Genomic DNA, 15,449 nt, shown 5'->3' with positions numbered 1-15,449 from the left:
GGACGGCGGCCCGGGTGGGATAGCGTTGAGTCATGAAAATTCTGGTTACCGGGGGCACCGGTTACATCGGCTCGCACACTGTCCTTTCGCTGCAGGAGGCGGGCCACGACGTGGTTGTCATCGACAACCTGGTGAACTCCAGCGAGGAGTCACTGCGCCGGGTCGCTGAGCTGAGCGGCAAGAAGGCCGCGTTCCACCATGTTGACCTGGTGGACGAGGCCGCCGTGGAGCAGGTCTTCGCCGGCAGCGGCATTGACGCCGTCATCCACTTCGCCGGGCTGAAGGCCGTGGGTGAGTCGGTCCGGGAGCCGCTGCAGTACTACTACAACAACCTGGTGGGCACTCTGAACCTCCTGCGGGTCATGGACCGCCATAACGTGCGCACCATCGTGTTCAGCTCCTCAGCAACCGTGTACGGCGAGCACAACCCCACGCCCTATGTCGAAAAGATGGAGATCGGGGCCAACAACCCGTACGGCCGCACCAAGGAACAGATCGAGGACATCCTCTCCGACCTCGGCGCTGCCGACAGCCGCTGGCACATTGCCCTGCTGCGCTACTTCAACCCGGTGGGCGCCCACCCGTCAGGCCGCATCGGCGAGGACCCGCAGGGCATCCCCAACAACCTGGTACCGTTCATCGCCCAGGTGGCCGTGGGCCGGCGGGAAAAGCTTATGGTCTTCGGCGGGGACTACGACACCCCGGATGGCACGTGCCAGCGCGACTACATCCACGTGGTTGACCTTGCCGGCGGACACGTCGCTGCCCTGGACCACGTGGCGGACCGCACGGGCGTGTTCCGGTGGAACCTCGGTTCCGGCAAGGGGTCCTCCGTCCTGGAGGTCCTGCGCTCCTTCGAGAAGGCCGTGGGCCGGCCGATCCCCTACGAGGTCACGGGCCGCCGCGCCGGGGACCTGCCGGCATTCTGGGCGGATGCCTCCTCAGCCCTCGCCGACCTGAGCTGGGCCACCACCAAGACAGTGGACCAGATGTGCGAGGACCACTGGCGCTGGCAGAAGAACAATCCGCAGGGATATGCCCCGCAAAGCTGATTAACGCCGCCGGCCGCCCACCTCCAGGAGGTGGGCGGCCGGCGTCGTACGTATGGGGACTAGCGTGCGGGGTAGTCCCGGGCCGGTTCGCCGATGTACAGCTGGCGGGGGCGGCCGATCTTTGTTTGCGGGTCCTGCGTCATCTCGCGCCACTGGGCAATCCAACCCGGCAGGCGGCCGATGGCGAAGAGCACCGTGAACATCTTCTCCGGGAAGCCCATGGCCTTGTAGATCAGGCCGGTGTAGAAGTCCACGTTGGGGTAGAGCTTGCGCTGGATGAAGTAGTCATCGTTGAGCGCCTTCTCCTCCAGGCGGAGCGCGATCTCCAGCATCTCGTCGTTGCCGCCGAGCTTGGAGAGGATCTCGTGTGCGGTGTTTTTGACGATCTTGGCGCGGGGGTCGTAGTTCTTGTACACCCGGTGGCCGAAGCCCATAAGCCGGACGCCGTCTTCCTTGTTCTTGACCTTCTCCATGTAGTCCTCGGGCTTGGTGCCGTCGGCCTGGATCTGGCGGAGCATTTTCAGGACGGCCTCGTTGGCACCGCCGTGGGCGGGGCCGGACAGGGCGTGGATGCCTGCCGAGACGGAAGCGAAGAGGTTGGCGTCCGAGGAACCCACCAGGCGCACGGTGGACGTGGAGCAGTTCTGTTCGTGGTCCGCGTGCAGGATCAGGAGCAGGTCCAGGGCCTTGACGATGACCGGGTCCATCTCGTACTGCTCGGCCGGCAGGCCGAAGCTCAGCCGGAGGAAGTTCTCCACGAGGTTGTGGGAGTTGTCCGGGTACAGCATGGGCTGGCCGATGGACTTTTTGTGTGCGTACGCGGCGATGACCGGAAGCTTTGCCATCAGGCGGATGGTGGAGACCTCCACCTGCTCGGCGTTTTTGGGGTCCAGCGAGTCCTGGTAGAACGTGGACAGCGCCGACACCGCTGAGGACAGCACGGGCATCGGGTGCGCGTCCCGCGGGAAGCCGCTGAAGAAGCCCTTCAGCTCCTCGTGCAGCAGCGTGTGGTGGCGGATCTTCTGGTCGAACTCTTCGAGCTCGGTGGGGGTGGGCAGGTTCCCGTAGATCAGCAGGTAGGACACTTCGAGGAAGCTGGAGTGCTGCGCCAGCTGCTCGATCGGGTATCCGCGGTAGCGCAGAATGCCGGCATCGCCGTCGATGTACGTGATGGCGGAAGTGGTTGCTGCGGTGTTCATGAAGCCGGGGTCAAAGGTGACTGCGCCCGTCTGCTTCAGCAGCTTGGAAACGTCGTATCCTTCGTTCCCTTCAACAACCTGGATGCGCGGGAGCTTCAGCTCGCCACCGGCGTGGTGCAAGGTGGCGGCGTTGTTGGTCTCAGTCATGGAGTCCCCTTCATGAGGCTTCTGGGCCTCTGTCGAAAGCTTGATCCAACATCAGGTGAGCCGCGCACTGATCCTGAGTAGACAGGTTCCAACACCCGGGCTGCCTTCTTGTAGAAAGCCACCATTGATAGTCACTTAAAAAATACCGCTCCTTGGCGGGTGTCACTAATCCGAGACAGCCCAGGAGGCCCCGAAACGGCCGCTATGTGGCGCGAGTCACTCTATTGTTACAGCCCCGTTGCCGGCTGCGCGGTCAGGCGGGATACTGCGGCGTCGATCCGTTCGTCGGTTCCCGTCAGCGCCACCCGGACAAAACCGTTGCCGGCTTCACCGTAGAAAACGCCCGGCCCCACCACAATGCCAAGCCCGGCAAGGCGTGCCACCGTGGTCCAGGTGTCCTCCCCCGCTGTCGACCAAAGGTACAGGCCGGCATCGGAATTCCTGATGTCCAACCCGAATCCGCGCAGGGCCGGAACCAGCCGTTCGCGGCGGCCGCGGTACAGGTCTTTTTGCGCTTCAACGTGCGCGTCATCGCCCACCGCCACCCGCATGGCTTCCTGCACCGGGTACGGCACGATCATGCCTGCGTGCTTGCGGCTGTTGACCAGGTTGGCCATCAGCGCCGGATCACCGGCAACAAACGCGGCGCGGTAGCCGGCCAGGTTGGACTGCTTGCTCAGGGAGTAGACGGCCAGCAGGCCGTCATGGGAGCCACCGGAAACGCGGGGGTCCAGGATGCTGGGCACAGGGTTTCCGCCGCGCTGGACGTCCCATTCGCCCCAGCCAAGTTCCGCATAGCATTCGTCCGAAGCCACCACGGCTCCGATGTCACGGGCCTGGGCCACCAGTGAGCGCAGCGATTCCGCGTCCCGGACACTGCCGGTGGGGTTGCCGGGTGAGTTGACCCAGATCAGGCGCACACGGGCCCGGGTGGCGGCGTCCAGCTCATCCAGGCTGTCCGTAGCAACTGAGGTGACGCCGGCCAGGGTGGCGCCAATATCGTAGGTCGGGTAGGCAACCTTGGGACGGACGACGACGTCACCGGGCTTCAGGCCCAACAGCAGCGGCAGCCACGCCACCAGTTCCTTCGAGCCCACCGTGGGCATCACGTCGCGGGGATCAAGTCCCGCTACGCCGCGGCGGCGTTCGAACCACCCTGCGATGGCCTCGCGGAGAGCCAACGTGCCGTGCACGGTGGGATACCCCGGGGCGTTGGCGGCAGCTGACAGCGCGTCCTGCACCAGCGCCGGGGTGGGATCCACAGGGGTGCCGATGGAGAGGTTGACGGCTCCGCCGGGGTGTTCCGAGGCCTTGGCCAGGTACGGCGCCATGGCCTCCCACGGGTAGTCGGGCAGGGCAAGGCCAAAGGTGTTCACTGCAGGGCTCACGGGTGCGCCGGGGTCAGTGGTCTTGGTTCTGCGGCGGCAGCGCAGCGATCATGGGGTGGTCCTTGCCGGTGTTGCCAACCTTCGCGGCACCGCCCGGGGAACCAAGGTCGTCGAAGAACTCGACGTTGGCCTTGTAGTAGTCGGCCCACTCATCCGGGGTGTCATCCTCGTAGTAGATGGCCTCAACGGGGCAAACGGGCTCGCAGGCACCGCAGTCCACGCATTCGTCCGGATGGATGTACAGCGAACGCTCACCCTCGTAAATGCAGTCGACGGGGCACTCCTCAATACATGCCTTGTCTTTGACATCTACACACGGCTGCGCGATTACGTACGTCACGTCCCTGGCCTCTCCACGTTGGTTCCGGCGTCCCGCCGGCTCTTGCATCCGGCAACTCTGGCCGGACCCTGACTCTGTAGCCTATTATCCCCCTGCCCGTTACCGCGAACCTAGCCGGGGCGCTTGTGTGAAGCCGTTTAGTATGTTCAGGTGAGCCTGCCTGCCCCGACCCCCGCCGGATTCCTTGCCGCTGCCAAGACCGGAACGCGGGTTGTGGTCCGCTACCGCATCCCTGAAGGCTTCACGGACGCCTTGGGCGACCTGGTGGCGTGCGACGCCGGTTCCGTCACCGTCCAGACCCGGCAGGCCGCCGTCGTGATCCCCCTGGGCGCCGTGGTGGCGGCAAAGTCCGTTCCCCCGGCACCGCCGCGGCGCCGCCCGCGCAGCTGACGCCGGGTTCACTACGCACGGACGGTTCCTGCGGCCTGGCCGGCGGGTTCGGTGCGCGCATGCGTCCCGAAACGACGAATGCCACCGGCATGGCGCCGGTGGCATTCGTTGGTGCTGCGGGTTTGTTAGACCTTGGCGCGGGCGCGGTTGGCCTTGGAGCGGTCGCTGGCGTCCAAGATCACCTTACGGATGCGGATGGACTCGGGCGTCACTTCGACACACTCGTCTTCGCGGGCGAACTCAAGGGACTCTTCGAGGGTCAAAACCTTCGGCGGCGTCATGTTCTCGAAGGTGTCCGAGGAAGCTGCACGCATGTTGGTGAGCTGCTTCTCACGAGTGATGTTTACGTCCATGTCATCAGCGCGGGAGTTCTCGCCAACGATCATGCCCTCGTAAACCTCGGAGGTGGGCTGAACGAAGAAGCTCATACGTTCCTGGAGCTTGATTATCGCGAACGGGGTGACAACACCTGAGCGGTCAGCCACGATCGAACCGTTGGTGCGGTACTCGATGGGGCCGGCCCACGGCTCGTAGCCCTCGGCCAGCGAGGAAGCGATACCGGCACCGCGGGTGTCGGTCAAAAAGCGCGTGCGGAAACCGATCAAGCCACGGGCCGGAACGATGAACTCCATGCGGCACCAGCCGGTACCGTGGTTGGCCATGTTGGTCATGCGGCCCTTGCGGGAGGCCATGAGCTGGGTTACGGCGCCGAGGTACTCTTCCGGCACGTCGATGGTCATGTGTTCCATCGGCTCGTGGATCTTGCCGTCGATGGTCTTGGTGACAACCTGCGGCTTGCCCACGGTCAGCTCGAAGCCTTCACGGCGCATCTGCTCAACCAAGATGGACAGAGCCAATTCGCCACGGCCCTGAACTTCCCAAGCGTCGGGACGCTCGGTGGGGAGAACGTTCAAAGAAACGTTACCGATCAGTTCCTTGTCAAGACGATCCTTGACCTGGCGTGCGGTGACCTTGTGGCCCTTGACCTTACCGGCGATCGGGGATGTGTTGATACCGATGGTCATGGAGATTGCCGGCGGGTCAACCGTGATCAGCGGCAACGGCTGCGGGTTGTCGACGTCGGTGAGGGTCTCACCAATGGTGATTTCCTCGATGCCGGCGACAGCAACGATTTCGCCCGGTCCCGCAGAATCGGCCGGAACGCGGTCCAGTGCCTTGGTGGCCAGCAGTTCGGTGATCTTGACGTTCTTGAGCTCGCCGTTGGCGCGGGCCCAGGCGACGGTCTGCCCCTTGCGCAGGGTGCCGTTGTAGATGCGAAGCAGTGCAAGACGGCCCAGGAACGGTGAGGCGTCCAGGTTGGTGACGTGTGCCTGGAGTACGCCGTTCGGGTTGTACGTCGGCGCGGGGATGTGCTCGATGATGGTCTTGAACAGCGGCTCAAGGTCCTCATTGTCCGGAGCGGAGCCGTCCGCCGGCTGCACCAGGGAGGCACGGCCTACCTTAGCGGCTGCGTAGACAACCGGAACTTCAAGGATCTTGTCCAGGTCCAGGTCCGGAACTTCGTCGGCGAGGTCGGAGGCCAGGCCCAGCAGGAGGTCCATGGACTCGTGGACAACTTCGTCGATGCGGGAGTCGGGGCGGTCCGTTTTGTTGACGAGGAGGATGACCGGCAGGTGCGCGGCCAGGGCCTTGCGCAGCACGAAGCGGGTCTGGGGCAGCGGGCCCTCGGATGCGTCAACGAGGAGTACCACGCCGTCCACCATGGACAGGCCGCGCTCCACCTCGCCGCCGAAGTCGGCGTGGCCGGGGGTGTCGATGACGTTGATGGTGATGGTCTCACCGTTGGAGGACGGTCCGTTGTAGGCCACCGTGGTGTTCTTGGCCAGGATGGTGATGCCTTTTTCGCGTTCCAGGTCACCGGAGTCCATCACGCGGTCTTCGAGGTGGTTGTGCTCGGCAAAGGAGTTGGTCTGCTTGAGCATGGCGTCGACCAGAGTGGTCTTGCCGTGGTCAACGTGGGCCACGATCGCGACGTTGCGCAGGTCACTGCGGGAAGCAGTGTTCAGCGCGGTGTTGGTGGTGGTTTCAGACATGCGTAATGACTCGATTCAGTGGGTCAGCTGTTGTATCGCGACATTTCCAACTGGAACGCACGAAGGATCCGGCCCTTAGCACAGGGCGCCTACCACAAGTTTACCCCCTGCGGCATTTATTGGCCTAAAAACGGACGGCGCCCGCCCGGCCAGCCGGAAGCCCCCGGCCCGGCGGCCGACAACCCATGGCACGCCACACCGGAACTTTGGGTCACCATGGCTGGCGAAACCGCGCTCCATGCCACATGATTGCTCTGACACCTAATGCGAGCCCGGAGACACCCGATGCGAACTGTTTTATCCCGGACCCGCGGACGCGCTTCCGCAGCCGTCACTTTGGCGCTCTCCGGCATGGTCCTGATCGCCGGTTGCGGTGCCCCCAATGTTCCGCCGCCCGCTGCCGCACCTTCGGCAACCCAGGCACCCGCGCCATCGCCGCAACCTGCCGGCGCCTCCCAGCCGCAGGCCGCCGGAGCGAACACCAAGGCGCTGCCCGCGGGTACCCAGGTAAGGAACCCTGCCAACGGCCGGCTTGAAGTGGTGGTTCCGGACATCAGCAAAACCGTGCTGCTGATTGGCGACTCCCAGTCCGCCCCGCAGGACGGCTGGCCCCGCCTGGGCCTCGCCTCGGCCGGCTATAGCGTCTACTTTTGCGGACTCGGCGGCACGGGCTACGTCGCCGCCAATGGTGGCGTTGGAAACTACATCGACGCGCTGCTGAACGGCAACTGGCTGCTGCCTTCGGGCACGCCGGCAATGATCGTCATCCAGGGTGGTGGCAACGACGCCGGCACCGGGGCCAGCAACAGCCAGATCTCCGCGAACGCGGACCGCCTCATCGCCGAACTGAAGACCCGCTACCTGGGCACCCGGATTGTGCTTATCGGCACCCTGGCCAAGGGCGCGGCGAACGGTGGCGGCCGCCGCACCGAAGTGGACACCCTGCTGGGATCAGTGGCAGCCGCGCATGGCCTGCCGTTTATCTCAGCCGGCGACTGGCTGACCAAATACGGCGCCACCAAGGACCTTGCCGACGCCGTGCACATGAATCCGGCTGGCCGGAAGACCCTGGGTAAGGTCCTGGACGGCAAGCTGCGGGAGCTCAACCTGGAACGGAAAACCACTGTCGACCCCGACCGGCTGATGGCCCAGGGCAGCCTGGCTCCGGTGGGATCCAACCAGGATTGAGGACCGGACCCTTTACGTCCTGCTGATGAAAAGACAGGAGCCGAAGTCCTTGCGGACTTCGGCTCCTGTTTTGTGGAACGGTACGACTATGCGACCTCAGGCGGAAGCATCAGGGTAGCCCCGGGGATCGCGTTGAGAAGGGCCTTGGTGTAGTCCCTCTGCGGCGAATCGAAGACGTCGTCCGTCGTTCCGGTCTCCACCAGTTTTCCCTTCTCCATAACGCAGACGTGATCCGCGATCTGGCGGACCACAGCAAGGTCGTGGGTAATGAAGAGATAGGTCAGGCCGAGACGGGACTGCAGTTCCGCCAGGAGGTTCAGGACCTGCGCCTGGACCAGGACGTCCAGGGCCGAGACGGCTTCGTCGCAAATGATCACCTCGGGGTCGAGCGCCAGTGCACGTGCAATGGCAACACGCTGGCGCTGCCCACCCGACAGCTCGTTCGGGTAGCGCTTCATGGTGGACTGCGGCAGCGACACCTGATCCAGGAGCTCCCGGACCTTCTTTTCCCGGCTTGCGGCATCGCCGATCTTATGGACGCGCAGCGGTTCCTCGATGGTGCGGAAGATGCTGTACATCGGGTCCAGGGATCCGTAGGGATCCTGGAAGATGGGCTGCACACGCCGGCGGAATTTGAAAATATCCTTGGTGTTCAGCGTCGACGTGTCCACACCATCAAAAACAATCCTGCCGGATGTGGGTTTGAGGAGGTTCAGGACCATCTGCGCCACCGTGGACTTGCCGGACCCCGACTCCCCCACGATCGCCGTTGTGGTTCCCCGTTTGATGGAGAACGAAACATCGTCCACCGCGGTGAAGTCGGTTGACCGGGCGAACCCCGAGCGCAGCTTGAACACTTTGCTGAGGTTTTCGATCTGGAGAACCTCAGCCGGCTTGGACTTTTCAACCACGACGTCGTCGCTGGTGAGCAAATCGCTGGACTCGAGCCCCCGGTCCTTCGCCACCTGGATACGTCGTGAGGCGAGCGAAGGAGCGGAATTGACCAGCCGCTTTGTGTAGGGGTGCTGCGGGTTGCGCAGGAGCTCAAGCGACGGCCCTGCCTCCACAACCTGCCCGCGGTACATGACCACTACCTTGTCAGCGCGTTCAGCTGCGAGCCCGAGGTCGTGGGTAATCAGCAGGACCGCGGTACCCAGTTCGGATGTCATCTTGTCCAGATGGTCAAGGATCTGCCGCTGGACCGTCACGTCCAATGCGGATGTGGGCTCATCGGCGATCAGCAGGCGCGGCTGGCACGACAGGCCGATGGCAATCAGCGCCCGTTGGCGCATGCCTCCGGAGAACTCATGCGGGTACTGCTTGGCACGCCGGGCCGCGTCGGGCAGCCCGGCCTCCGTGAGGACCTTTGCAACGTCCTCGGGACCGCTGGGCAGCCCGTTGGCCTTGAGCGTCTCCTTAACCTGGTAACCGATCCTCCAGACCGGGTTCAGGTTGGACATCGGGTCCTGCGGCACCATACCGATGCTGTTGCCCCGAAGCTCAATCATGCGCTTCTCGCTGGCATGGGCAATGTCTTCGCCGTCAAAGAAGATCTGTCCGGCGGAGACCCTTCCGTTTCCGGGCAGAAGCCCGATTGCAGCCAGTGCAGTGGTGGACTTTCCGGAGCCTGATTCACCTACGATAGCCACCGTCTCGCCGGGCATGATGGTCAGGTGGGCATTCCGGACCGCGTTGACGTCGCCATTGCTTGTAGCAAACGTAATAGCCAGATCCTTGATCTCCAGGAGCGGGCGCCCGGTACGGCTTCCTGTTTCACGTATGTCGATGGACTCGTTCACAGCATCCCCTCTCAACGCTTCCGCGCCTTGGGATCGAGAGCGTCACGCAGGGCATCGCCCAGCATGATGAAGCTCAGCACGGTAATGGACAGCGCAATGGCGGGGTACAGCAGGGGCAGCGGATTGGACCGCAGCGAGGACTGGGCGGCCTGGATGTCGTTGCCCCAGGACATCACGCTGGGCGGCAGCCCAATGCCGAGGAACGACAGGGTCGCTTCCGCCACGATGAAGGTTCCCAGCGAGATGGTCGCAACCACAATGATGGGTGCCAGCGAGTTGGGCAACACGTGGCGGACAAGTGCGCTGAACTTCGAGACGCCCAGCGAACGGGCGGCCGTGACAAAGTCTGCATTGCGCACTTCAATGACCGCGCCACGGGTGATGCGGGCAATCTGGGGCCAGCCGAAAACAACGAGGATGACTACCAGGGTCCACGGATTCCTGTTCGCCCGGAAGTAGGGAACCTGGATCAGGACGATGGCACCAAGGATCAGCGGCAATGCGAAGAAGATGTCGTTGATCCTGGCCAGGACGGCGTCAATCCAGCCGCCATAGTAGCCGGCAATCGAGCCGACAATGCCGCCGATCAGCAGGACTCCCAGGGTGGTGAACAGGCCCACCGTTACGGACGCCTGGGCACCGAAGATCATGCGCGCGTAAACGTCACAGCCCTGCTTGGTGAAACCCAGGGGATGCCCCGCCGTGGCAGGCCCGTTGGAACTGGACAGCTGGCATGCTTCGGTGGCGGGGTTGATGGGAGAAAACAATCCCGGGAAGAGCGACACCAAGGCCACGACCAGGATCAGGAACGCCGAGATCAGGAACAGCGGTTGCTTGCGGAGGTTTTTCCAGGCCTCGCCCCACAGGCTGAGCGGGGCTGATTCCTCTTTGACCTGATCCACAGCCTGGAGCGGTGTTTCGGCGACTTCCGCGACGAAATGCTCCAGGCTGCGGGTGGTTCCTGGCGTTTCGCCGGGACGGTTGGGATTGTTATCAGGAGTCATAGCGGATCCTTGGGTCAAGCCAGGCGTACAGAAGGTCTACCAGCAGGTTGGATACAACGTAGATGAGGACCAGAACAGTCACAATGGACACGACTGTGGGACCTTCACCGGACAGCACGGCCCGGTATAGCCGCTGCCCCACACCTGGGATATTGAAGATGCCCTCGGTAACGATTGCGCCGCCCATCAGCGCCCCAAGGTCAGCACCAAGGAACGTGATCACGGGGATGAGCGAGTTGCGCAGGATGTGGACCCGGACCACGCGGGAGCGGGACAGACCTTTGGCCGTGGCGGTCCGTACATAGTCCGCGTTCATGTTTTCAAGCACGCTGGTTCGGGTGAGCCGCAGAACGTAGGCGAACGAACCCAGCCCCAGCACGATGGCCGGAAGAATGAGGTCCTGCACTGACGCGCCGGCGCTCACGGTTGGTTTGGCCCAGCCCAGTTGGACGCCGATGAAAAACTGCAGCACGAAGCCGAGAACGAAGATCGGGATGCCAATGACGATCAGCGAGGCTACCAAAACGGTGGCGTCGAAGATTTTTCCCTTGCGCAGGCCTGCAATCAGGCCGAAGAGAATGCCGAAGAAGCCCTCAAAGATGAGGGCCATGACGGCCAGGCGGGCGGTCACGGGGAACACTTCACCCAGGACGGCAGCGATAGGCCGGCCAGAAAAGTCCAGGCCGAGGTCGAAGGTAAAAATGCTCTTGAGGTAGAGCAGGTACTGGATCCAGAACGGCTGGTCAAGGTTGTACTGCTTGCGGAGCTGGGCGGCGACTGCCTCGTTGACGGGCCTGTCGCCGAACAGTGCGGCGATGGGATCGCCGGGGAGGCTGAAAACCAGGAAATACACCAGCAGCGTGGCGCCGAGGAAAACGGGGATCACCTGGAGGAAGCGCTTGAGGATATATGTGGTCATCAGAGGATGCCACCCCTTGAAGCGTTCAGCTTCTCCAGGTGTGTGGTGGAGCTGTTCATCAAAGAACCTTTACAGTCAGGAGCAGGTAGCGCCGGAATAGCACCGACCGCCAACCGCGATAATACTCCCGGAGTCCGGGCGAAGGATTGAGGGCAACAAAACGACGGCGGAGGTACCCCTGAAGGGAGCCCCCCGCCGTCGTCCTATTCAGTTACTTGCCGGTGATCTGGTAGTACAGCGGTACGCCGTTCCAGCCGTAGTCGACATTGGTGACGTTGTCACTCCAGCCGCCCTGGGAAACCTGGTACCACAGCGGGATGGCGGGGAGATCCGTCAGCAGGGTCTCCTGCGCCTTGTTCATCGCTTGGTTGCCTTCGCTCACAGAGGAGGCTCCGAGGCCCTTTGAGATCGCTTCATCAAACGCCGGGTTGGCGTAGCGGGCGTCATTGGAACCTGCACCGGTCTTGTAGATCGGTCCGAGGAAGTTGTACAGCGACGGGTAGTCTGCCTGCCATCCCGCACGGATTGAACCGGTCAGGGTGCCTGCGGTTGCATCGTTGCGGGCTTCCTTGAAGGTGGGGTACGGCTTACCTTCAGCCTTGATGCCAAGGGTGTTCTTGATCTGGTTCACAACAGCTTCAACCCAGGCCTGGTGTCCGCCCTTGTCGGCGTTGTAGGCGATGGAGAAAGTGCTGTTCGCGTCCCACTTCTGGATGGCATCGGCTTGCTTCCACAGGTCCTTGGCCTTGGTCTCGTTGAATTCGAGGTTTTCGTGGCCGGGGATGCTGTCGCTGTAGCCGTCCAGCACGGGGGCCGTGAAGTCCTTGGCGGGCTGGCGGGCACCGTTGAAGATGACCTTGGTGATCTCATCACGGTTGATCGCCATGGAGATGGCCTGGCGGCGGAGCTTGCCCGCCTCGCCGCTCCACTCGGGAAGGTATTCCGGGATGGCGATGGTCTGGTTGCCGGCGTACGGCTTGTTGATCGTACGGTCGCCCAGGTCGGACTCGAAGTTGGCCAGCGCGCTGGTGGGGATCGTCTGGAGTACGTCGAGGCTGTTGCTCAGGAGGTCCTGGTAGGCAGTGTCATCGTTCTGGAAAATCTTGAACGTAACGCCGCCGTTTTTGGGCTTGCGCGGACCGTCGTAGTCCGGGTTCGGAACGAGCTGGATCTGCACGTTGTGCTGCCAGCCGCCGTCGGCCAGCTTGTACGGGCCATTGCCAACAGGGGTTTCACCGAATCCCTTGGGGTCAGCGAGTGCGCCCGCGGGGACCGGAGCAAACGCGCTGTAGCCGAGGCGGAGCGGCCAGTCGGACTCAGGCTGGCCGAGTTCAACGGTAAACGTCGTATCGTCAACGACCTTCAGGCCGGACATGGTGTCAGCCGTTGAACCTTCTGCGTTGACTTCGTCGTAGCCCTTGATGGACTCAAAGAAGGAGCTGCTCAGCTGGGCGTTCTTGGCGGCCGCACCGAAGTTCCAGGCATCCACGAAGGTCTTGGCCGTGATGGCCTCGCCGTTGGTGAATTTTTCGCCGGACTTGATCTTGATGGTGTAGTTCTGGCCGTCCGGCGCCTCGATGGACTCTGCCATCTCGTTGACCGGCTTGCCGCTCGGGTCATAGCTGACGAGGCCGGCGAAAACCATATCGATGATCTTGCCGCCACCAACTTCGTTGGTGTCTGCCGGCATGAGCGGCCGCTGGGGTTCAGAACCGTCCACGATGATCACACGGTTCGTGTCACCACCGCTGGCACCGTCATTGCTGCCGCCTCCGGCGCCGCAACCGGTAAGGGCAAGCGCGGCGATTGCCGCCATGCCCAGTGCTTTGGAAGTGCGCGTGAAACGCATTCCGCCTCCTATGAGTTGTGGGAGATAACGAGGGGAATCTTGTGTTTCCCCGCAGGCCGGGCACAGCTGTCCGCTGTGACGGGGCCTACATATACGAGTAGCCTAACCGCTTGAAGTCCAAATACTGGTACTCCGTTGCCAAACCGTAACCGGCGCCGTTCGCCGCGCTAGTCGGTAAACGGAAGTTGTGCAAGTCACATGCTACTCGCGGGTAGTGGCAGCTGTGAAATCGGGAGTGGAACCGCTCCCAGCCGGAGTCCGTCGCCGCCACTTTGTGCGGCAGCCGATCAGAACGCGGCTACGCCAGCCGCCATTCCCAGACATTCCACCAGACGCCCAGCGGCCCGGCGCTGGATTTCACACCGGTGATCCGCGGCCCCACGGCGGTGGCCCCGACTGTCTGGTACAGCGGGAGGCCGTAGGCGTTCTCCCACAGCCGTTTGTCCACGGCGACCAGCAGATCATCCTGTTTGCCCAGGTCCGTGGTGCCGGAGAGCTCCGCCATGGCTTTATCCGCAGCGTCATCGGAGAACCCGTTGAAGTTGCTCCCCGCCCCGGTCCGGAAAATCTGCGGCACGCGGCTGACTCCGGCGCCGGTTCCGATCCACCCGAGGAGCGTGGCGTCGTGGTTGCTGCTGCCCAGGGACCTGGTCCAGTCGGCGTTTCCTTCGCCGGCGTCCACCACGGTGAAGCCGGCAAGCTTCGCGGAGTCACGGATCAACCCAAATGACTCCGCCCGGTTGGGGTTGTCGCGGTTGAACAGAATGCGGATGGTGGGCGTTTTGCCGGCCAACAGCTTTTTGGCGCCCTCGATGTCCACGTCCGCATAGGCTTCCGAACCGTTGTTTTTGACGGTGTCGCCGTATTTCGGCTGCGCAGGAAGGAACACGTGGGAATCCAGTGGTTTGGCATCCGGAAGCAGGTCCCCCACCACGGCCTCAACGATGGCTTCCCGGGGAACTGTCTTCAGGAACGCTTCGCGGACTTCCCGGGCGGCAAACGGCCCGGTGAAGTTCAGGTCGAGGTGGTCATAGCCGGACTGGCTGTACCTTTCCACCGTGACCCCTTGCGAGGTCAGGCCGGCGAAAATGGCCTCATTCCCGGCGGAGGGCTGCGGCGCGATGATGTCCGCCTGGCCGTTCCGGAGGGCGTCGACAGCTGCGGGGAAACTCGCGGTGAACCGGACGTTGATCTCGTCGAGCCGGGGTTCCTGGCCCCAGACGTAGTCCCGGTTCCGCACCAGTTTCATGGAGACGTCCGGCACGATGTCCTGGACGATGAAGGGGCCGCTGGAGAGGTAGAGCGAGGGGTCATCGGGGATGGCCGAAGTATTGAACCCGGAGTTCCAGAAATCCGCCACCTTTTTCAGGTCGGCGTTGACTGCCGGCTTTTCCGGGTTGCCGCGCGGTGATTCCTCGAGGAGTTTGACCAAGGCGTCCTCGTCGCTGAGGCCGCCCTTGGCCGCGACCACATGCGCCGGCAGGCCGACGTCGAACGCCACCTCCCAGTCGGCGTAAGGCTGGGTGTACTCCAGCGTGATGGACCGGCCGTCATCGCCGAGTTCGGGGAGAACCGTGCCCGCGAGGCCGCCGGTGTCCGCGGCCGAATCGAAGTACGTGGTGCCGGTACCGAGGGCCGGATCCTCGTCGTCGAAGTATCCTGACCCGGCCGCCCACGCAAGGAGAAGGTCCCCGGCGTCGATGGCCTCGCCGTCGGACCATTTGACGCCTTCGTTGACCGTGTAGCGGACCTTGAGCGGCTGGTCGGAGATCTTTTCGTAGCTGCCGAATTTGTCATTCCGCACCACCCGGGCCGTTTGGTCCAGGAAATGGAAGCCGGAGTGCGTGACGGCGCCGATCTTGGAATTGATATCGGTGTTGCCGTCAGCGCTGAAGGGGTTGAACGAGGTGAAGGCGTTTACCTCCGCCACGGTGGCAATGCCGCCGGTTTTGGTTTCCCCCACCACTACCGGTGCGCTGCCGCCGCCCTGGCAACCGGACAGAACCAGGACGGCTGCCAATGCCGCGGCGATGAGCCGCATCAGATGCCTGACAGGCATGGAGCCTCCTTGTGTTGTCCTCCCGGGAAGGGGGACCTGCCATCAGCACGTCACGCCCTCT

12 protein-coding genes are annotated in these 15,449 nt (G+C 63.4%); 3 read left to right on the top strand and 9 right to left on the bottom strand.

The genetic code is table 11. From position 1 onward, the window contains the following. The first annotated feature begins 32 nt into the window (after nucleotides 1-32). A complete protein-coding gene (galE, locus tag ASF72_RS05245; RefSeq protein WP_056597082.1) occupies nucleotides 33-1,052 on the top strand; it encodes a UDP-glucose 4-epimerase GalE in 1,020 nt (339 codons plus the stop codon). A gap of 59 nt (nucleotides 1,053-1,111) precedes the next feature. Here galE and ASF72_RS05240 read toward each other — a convergent pair whose 3' ends face one another. From ASF72_RS05240 to fdxA, 3 genes are all read right to left on the bottom strand, one after another. Beyond that, nucleotides 1,112-2,398, bottom strand: a complete 1,287-nt coding sequence (locus ASF72_RS05240) for a citrate synthase (RefSeq protein WP_050685874.1) — start codon at nucleotides 2,396-2,398, stop codon at nucleotides 1,112-1,114. Between the two features lie 227 nt (nucleotides 2,399-2,625). Then, a complete protein-coding gene (dapC, locus tag ASF72_RS05235; protein WP_082484036.1) occupies nucleotides 2,626-3,786 on the bottom strand; it encodes a succinyldiaminopimelate transaminase in 1,161 nt (386 codons plus the stop codon). Between the two features lie 13 nt (nucleotides 3,787-3,799). Beyond that, nucleotides 3,800-4,126 carry a ferredoxin gene (fdxA, locus tag ASF72_RS05230; protein WP_050685972.1) on the bottom strand — a complete coding sequence of 109 codons (327 nt, stop codon included), beginning with the start codon at nucleotides 4,124-4,126 and terminating at the stop codon, nucleotides 3,800-3,802. Nucleotides 4,127-4,276: 150 nt separating this feature from the next. On the opposite strand from fdxA, the gene ASF72_RS05225 reads away from it, so the two are divergent. Continuing rightward, entirely contained in the window at nucleotides 4,277-4,516 is a 240-nt protein-coding gene (locus tag ASF72_RS05225; protein ID WP_050685872.1) for a putative acetyltransferase, read from the top strand. 125 nt (nucleotides 4,517-4,641) lie between these two features. Here the strand turns inward: ASF72_RS05225 and typA are convergent, their stop codons facing one another. Continuing rightward, nucleotides 4,642-6,570, bottom strand: coding sequence for a translational GTPase TypA (gene typA / locus ASF72_RS05220; protein ID WP_056597081.1), 1,929 nt, complete (start codon nucleotides 6,568-6,570; stop codon nucleotides 4,642-4,644). A 285-nt stretch (nucleotides 6,571-6,855) separates the two neighbouring features. Here typA and ASF72_RS05215 point away from each other — a divergent pair, with 285 nt between their 5' ends. Next, complete coding sequence (locus tag ASF72_RS05215) at nucleotides 6,856-7,758, top strand: SGNH/GDSL hydrolase family protein (protein ID WP_056597079.1); 903 nt, start codon at nucleotides 6,856-6,858, stop codon at nucleotides 7,756-7,758. A gap of 86 nt (nucleotides 7,759-7,844) precedes the next feature. Here the strand turns inward: ASF72_RS05215 and ASF72_RS05210 are convergent, their stop codons facing one another. The 5 genes from ASF72_RS05210 to ASF72_RS05190 all read right to left on the bottom strand — a co-directional run bounded on the left by ASF72_RS05210 (nucleotide 7,845) and on the right by ASF72_RS05190 (nucleotide 15,388). Then, nucleotides 7,845-9,557: an ABC transporter ATP-binding protein gene (locus ASF72_RS05210; RefSeq protein WP_200933617.1), complete on the bottom strand. Its 1,713-nt coding sequence runs from the start codon at nucleotides 9,555-9,557 to the stop codon at nucleotides 7,845-7,847. A gap of 11 nt (nucleotides 9,558-9,568) precedes the next feature. Then, a complete protein-coding gene (locus ASF72_RS05205) occupies nucleotides 9,569-10,561 on the bottom strand; it encodes an ABC transporter permease (protein WP_056597077.1) in 993 nt (330 codons plus the stop codon). Beyond that, complete coding sequence (locus ASF72_RS05200; RefSeq protein ID WP_056597076.1) at nucleotides 10,551-11,480, bottom strand: ABC transporter permease; 930 nt, start codon at nucleotides 11,478-11,480, stop codon at nucleotides 10,551-10,553. The genes ASF72_RS05205 and ASF72_RS05200 overlap by 11 nt, the downstream gene beginning before the upstream one ends. 211 nt (nucleotides 11,481-11,691) lie before the next feature. Further along, entirely contained in the window at nucleotides 11,692-13,329 is a 1,638-nt protein-coding gene (locus ASF72_RS05195) for a peptide ABC transporter substrate-binding protein (protein ID WP_056597074.1), read from the bottom strand. Nucleotides 13,330-13,627: 298 nt separating this feature from the next. Continuing rightward, nucleotides 13,628-15,388 (bottom strand): ABC transporter family substrate-binding protein, encoded by a 1,761-nt coding sequence (locus tag ASF72_RS05190; RefSeq protein WP_056597072.1) that lies wholly within the window; start codon nucleotides 15,386-15,388, stop codon nucleotides 13,628-13,630. Nucleotides 15,389-15,449 lie beyond the last annotated feature (61 nt).

Origin of the sequence: Arthrobacter sp. Leaf141 (assembly GCF_001424565.1) — a bacterium.
GTDB lineage: Bacteria > Actinomycetota > Actinomycetes > Actinomycetales > Micrococcaceae > Arthrobacter.
Note: the sequence above shows the minus strand (reverse complement) of the source record. Positions and strands in the feature narration are given on the sequence as shown.

What these genes read in the sequence shown, in the direction of transcription:
- typA (WP_056597081.1), bottom strand. Translation starts at nt 6,570, where the DNA reads ATGTCTGAAACCACCACCAACACCGCGCTGAACACTGCTTCCCGCAGT.
- ASF72_RS05205 (WP_056597077.1), bottom strand. Translation starts at nt 10,561, where the DNA reads ATGACTCCTGATAACAATCCCAACCGTCCCGGCGAAACGCCAGGAACC.
- ASF72_RS05215 (WP_056597079.1), top strand. Translation starts at nt 6,856, where the DNA reads ATGCGAACTGTTTTATCCCGGACCCGCGGACGCGCTTCCGCAGCCGTC.
- ASF72_RS05240 (WP_050685874.1), bottom strand. Translation starts at nt 2,398, where the DNA reads ATGACTGAGACCAACAACGCCGCCACCTTGCACCACGCCGGTGGCGAG.
- ASF72_RS05190 (WP_056597072.1), bottom strand. Translation starts at nt 15,388, where the DNA reads ATGCCTGTCAGGCATCTGATGCGGCTCATCGCCGCGGCATTGGCAGCC.
- ASF72_RS05200 (WP_056597076.1), bottom strand. Translation starts at nt 11,480, where the DNA reads ATGACCACATATATCCTCAAGCGCTTCCTCCAGGTGATCCCCGTTTTC.
- ASF72_RS05195 (WP_056597074.1), bottom strand. Translation starts at nt 13,329, where the DNA reads ATGCGTTTCACGCGCACTTCCAAAGCACTGGGCATGGCGGCAATCGCC.
- galE (WP_056597082.1), top strand. Translation starts at nt 33, where the DNA reads ATGAAAATTCTGGTTACCGGGGGCACCGGTTACATCGGCTCGCACACT.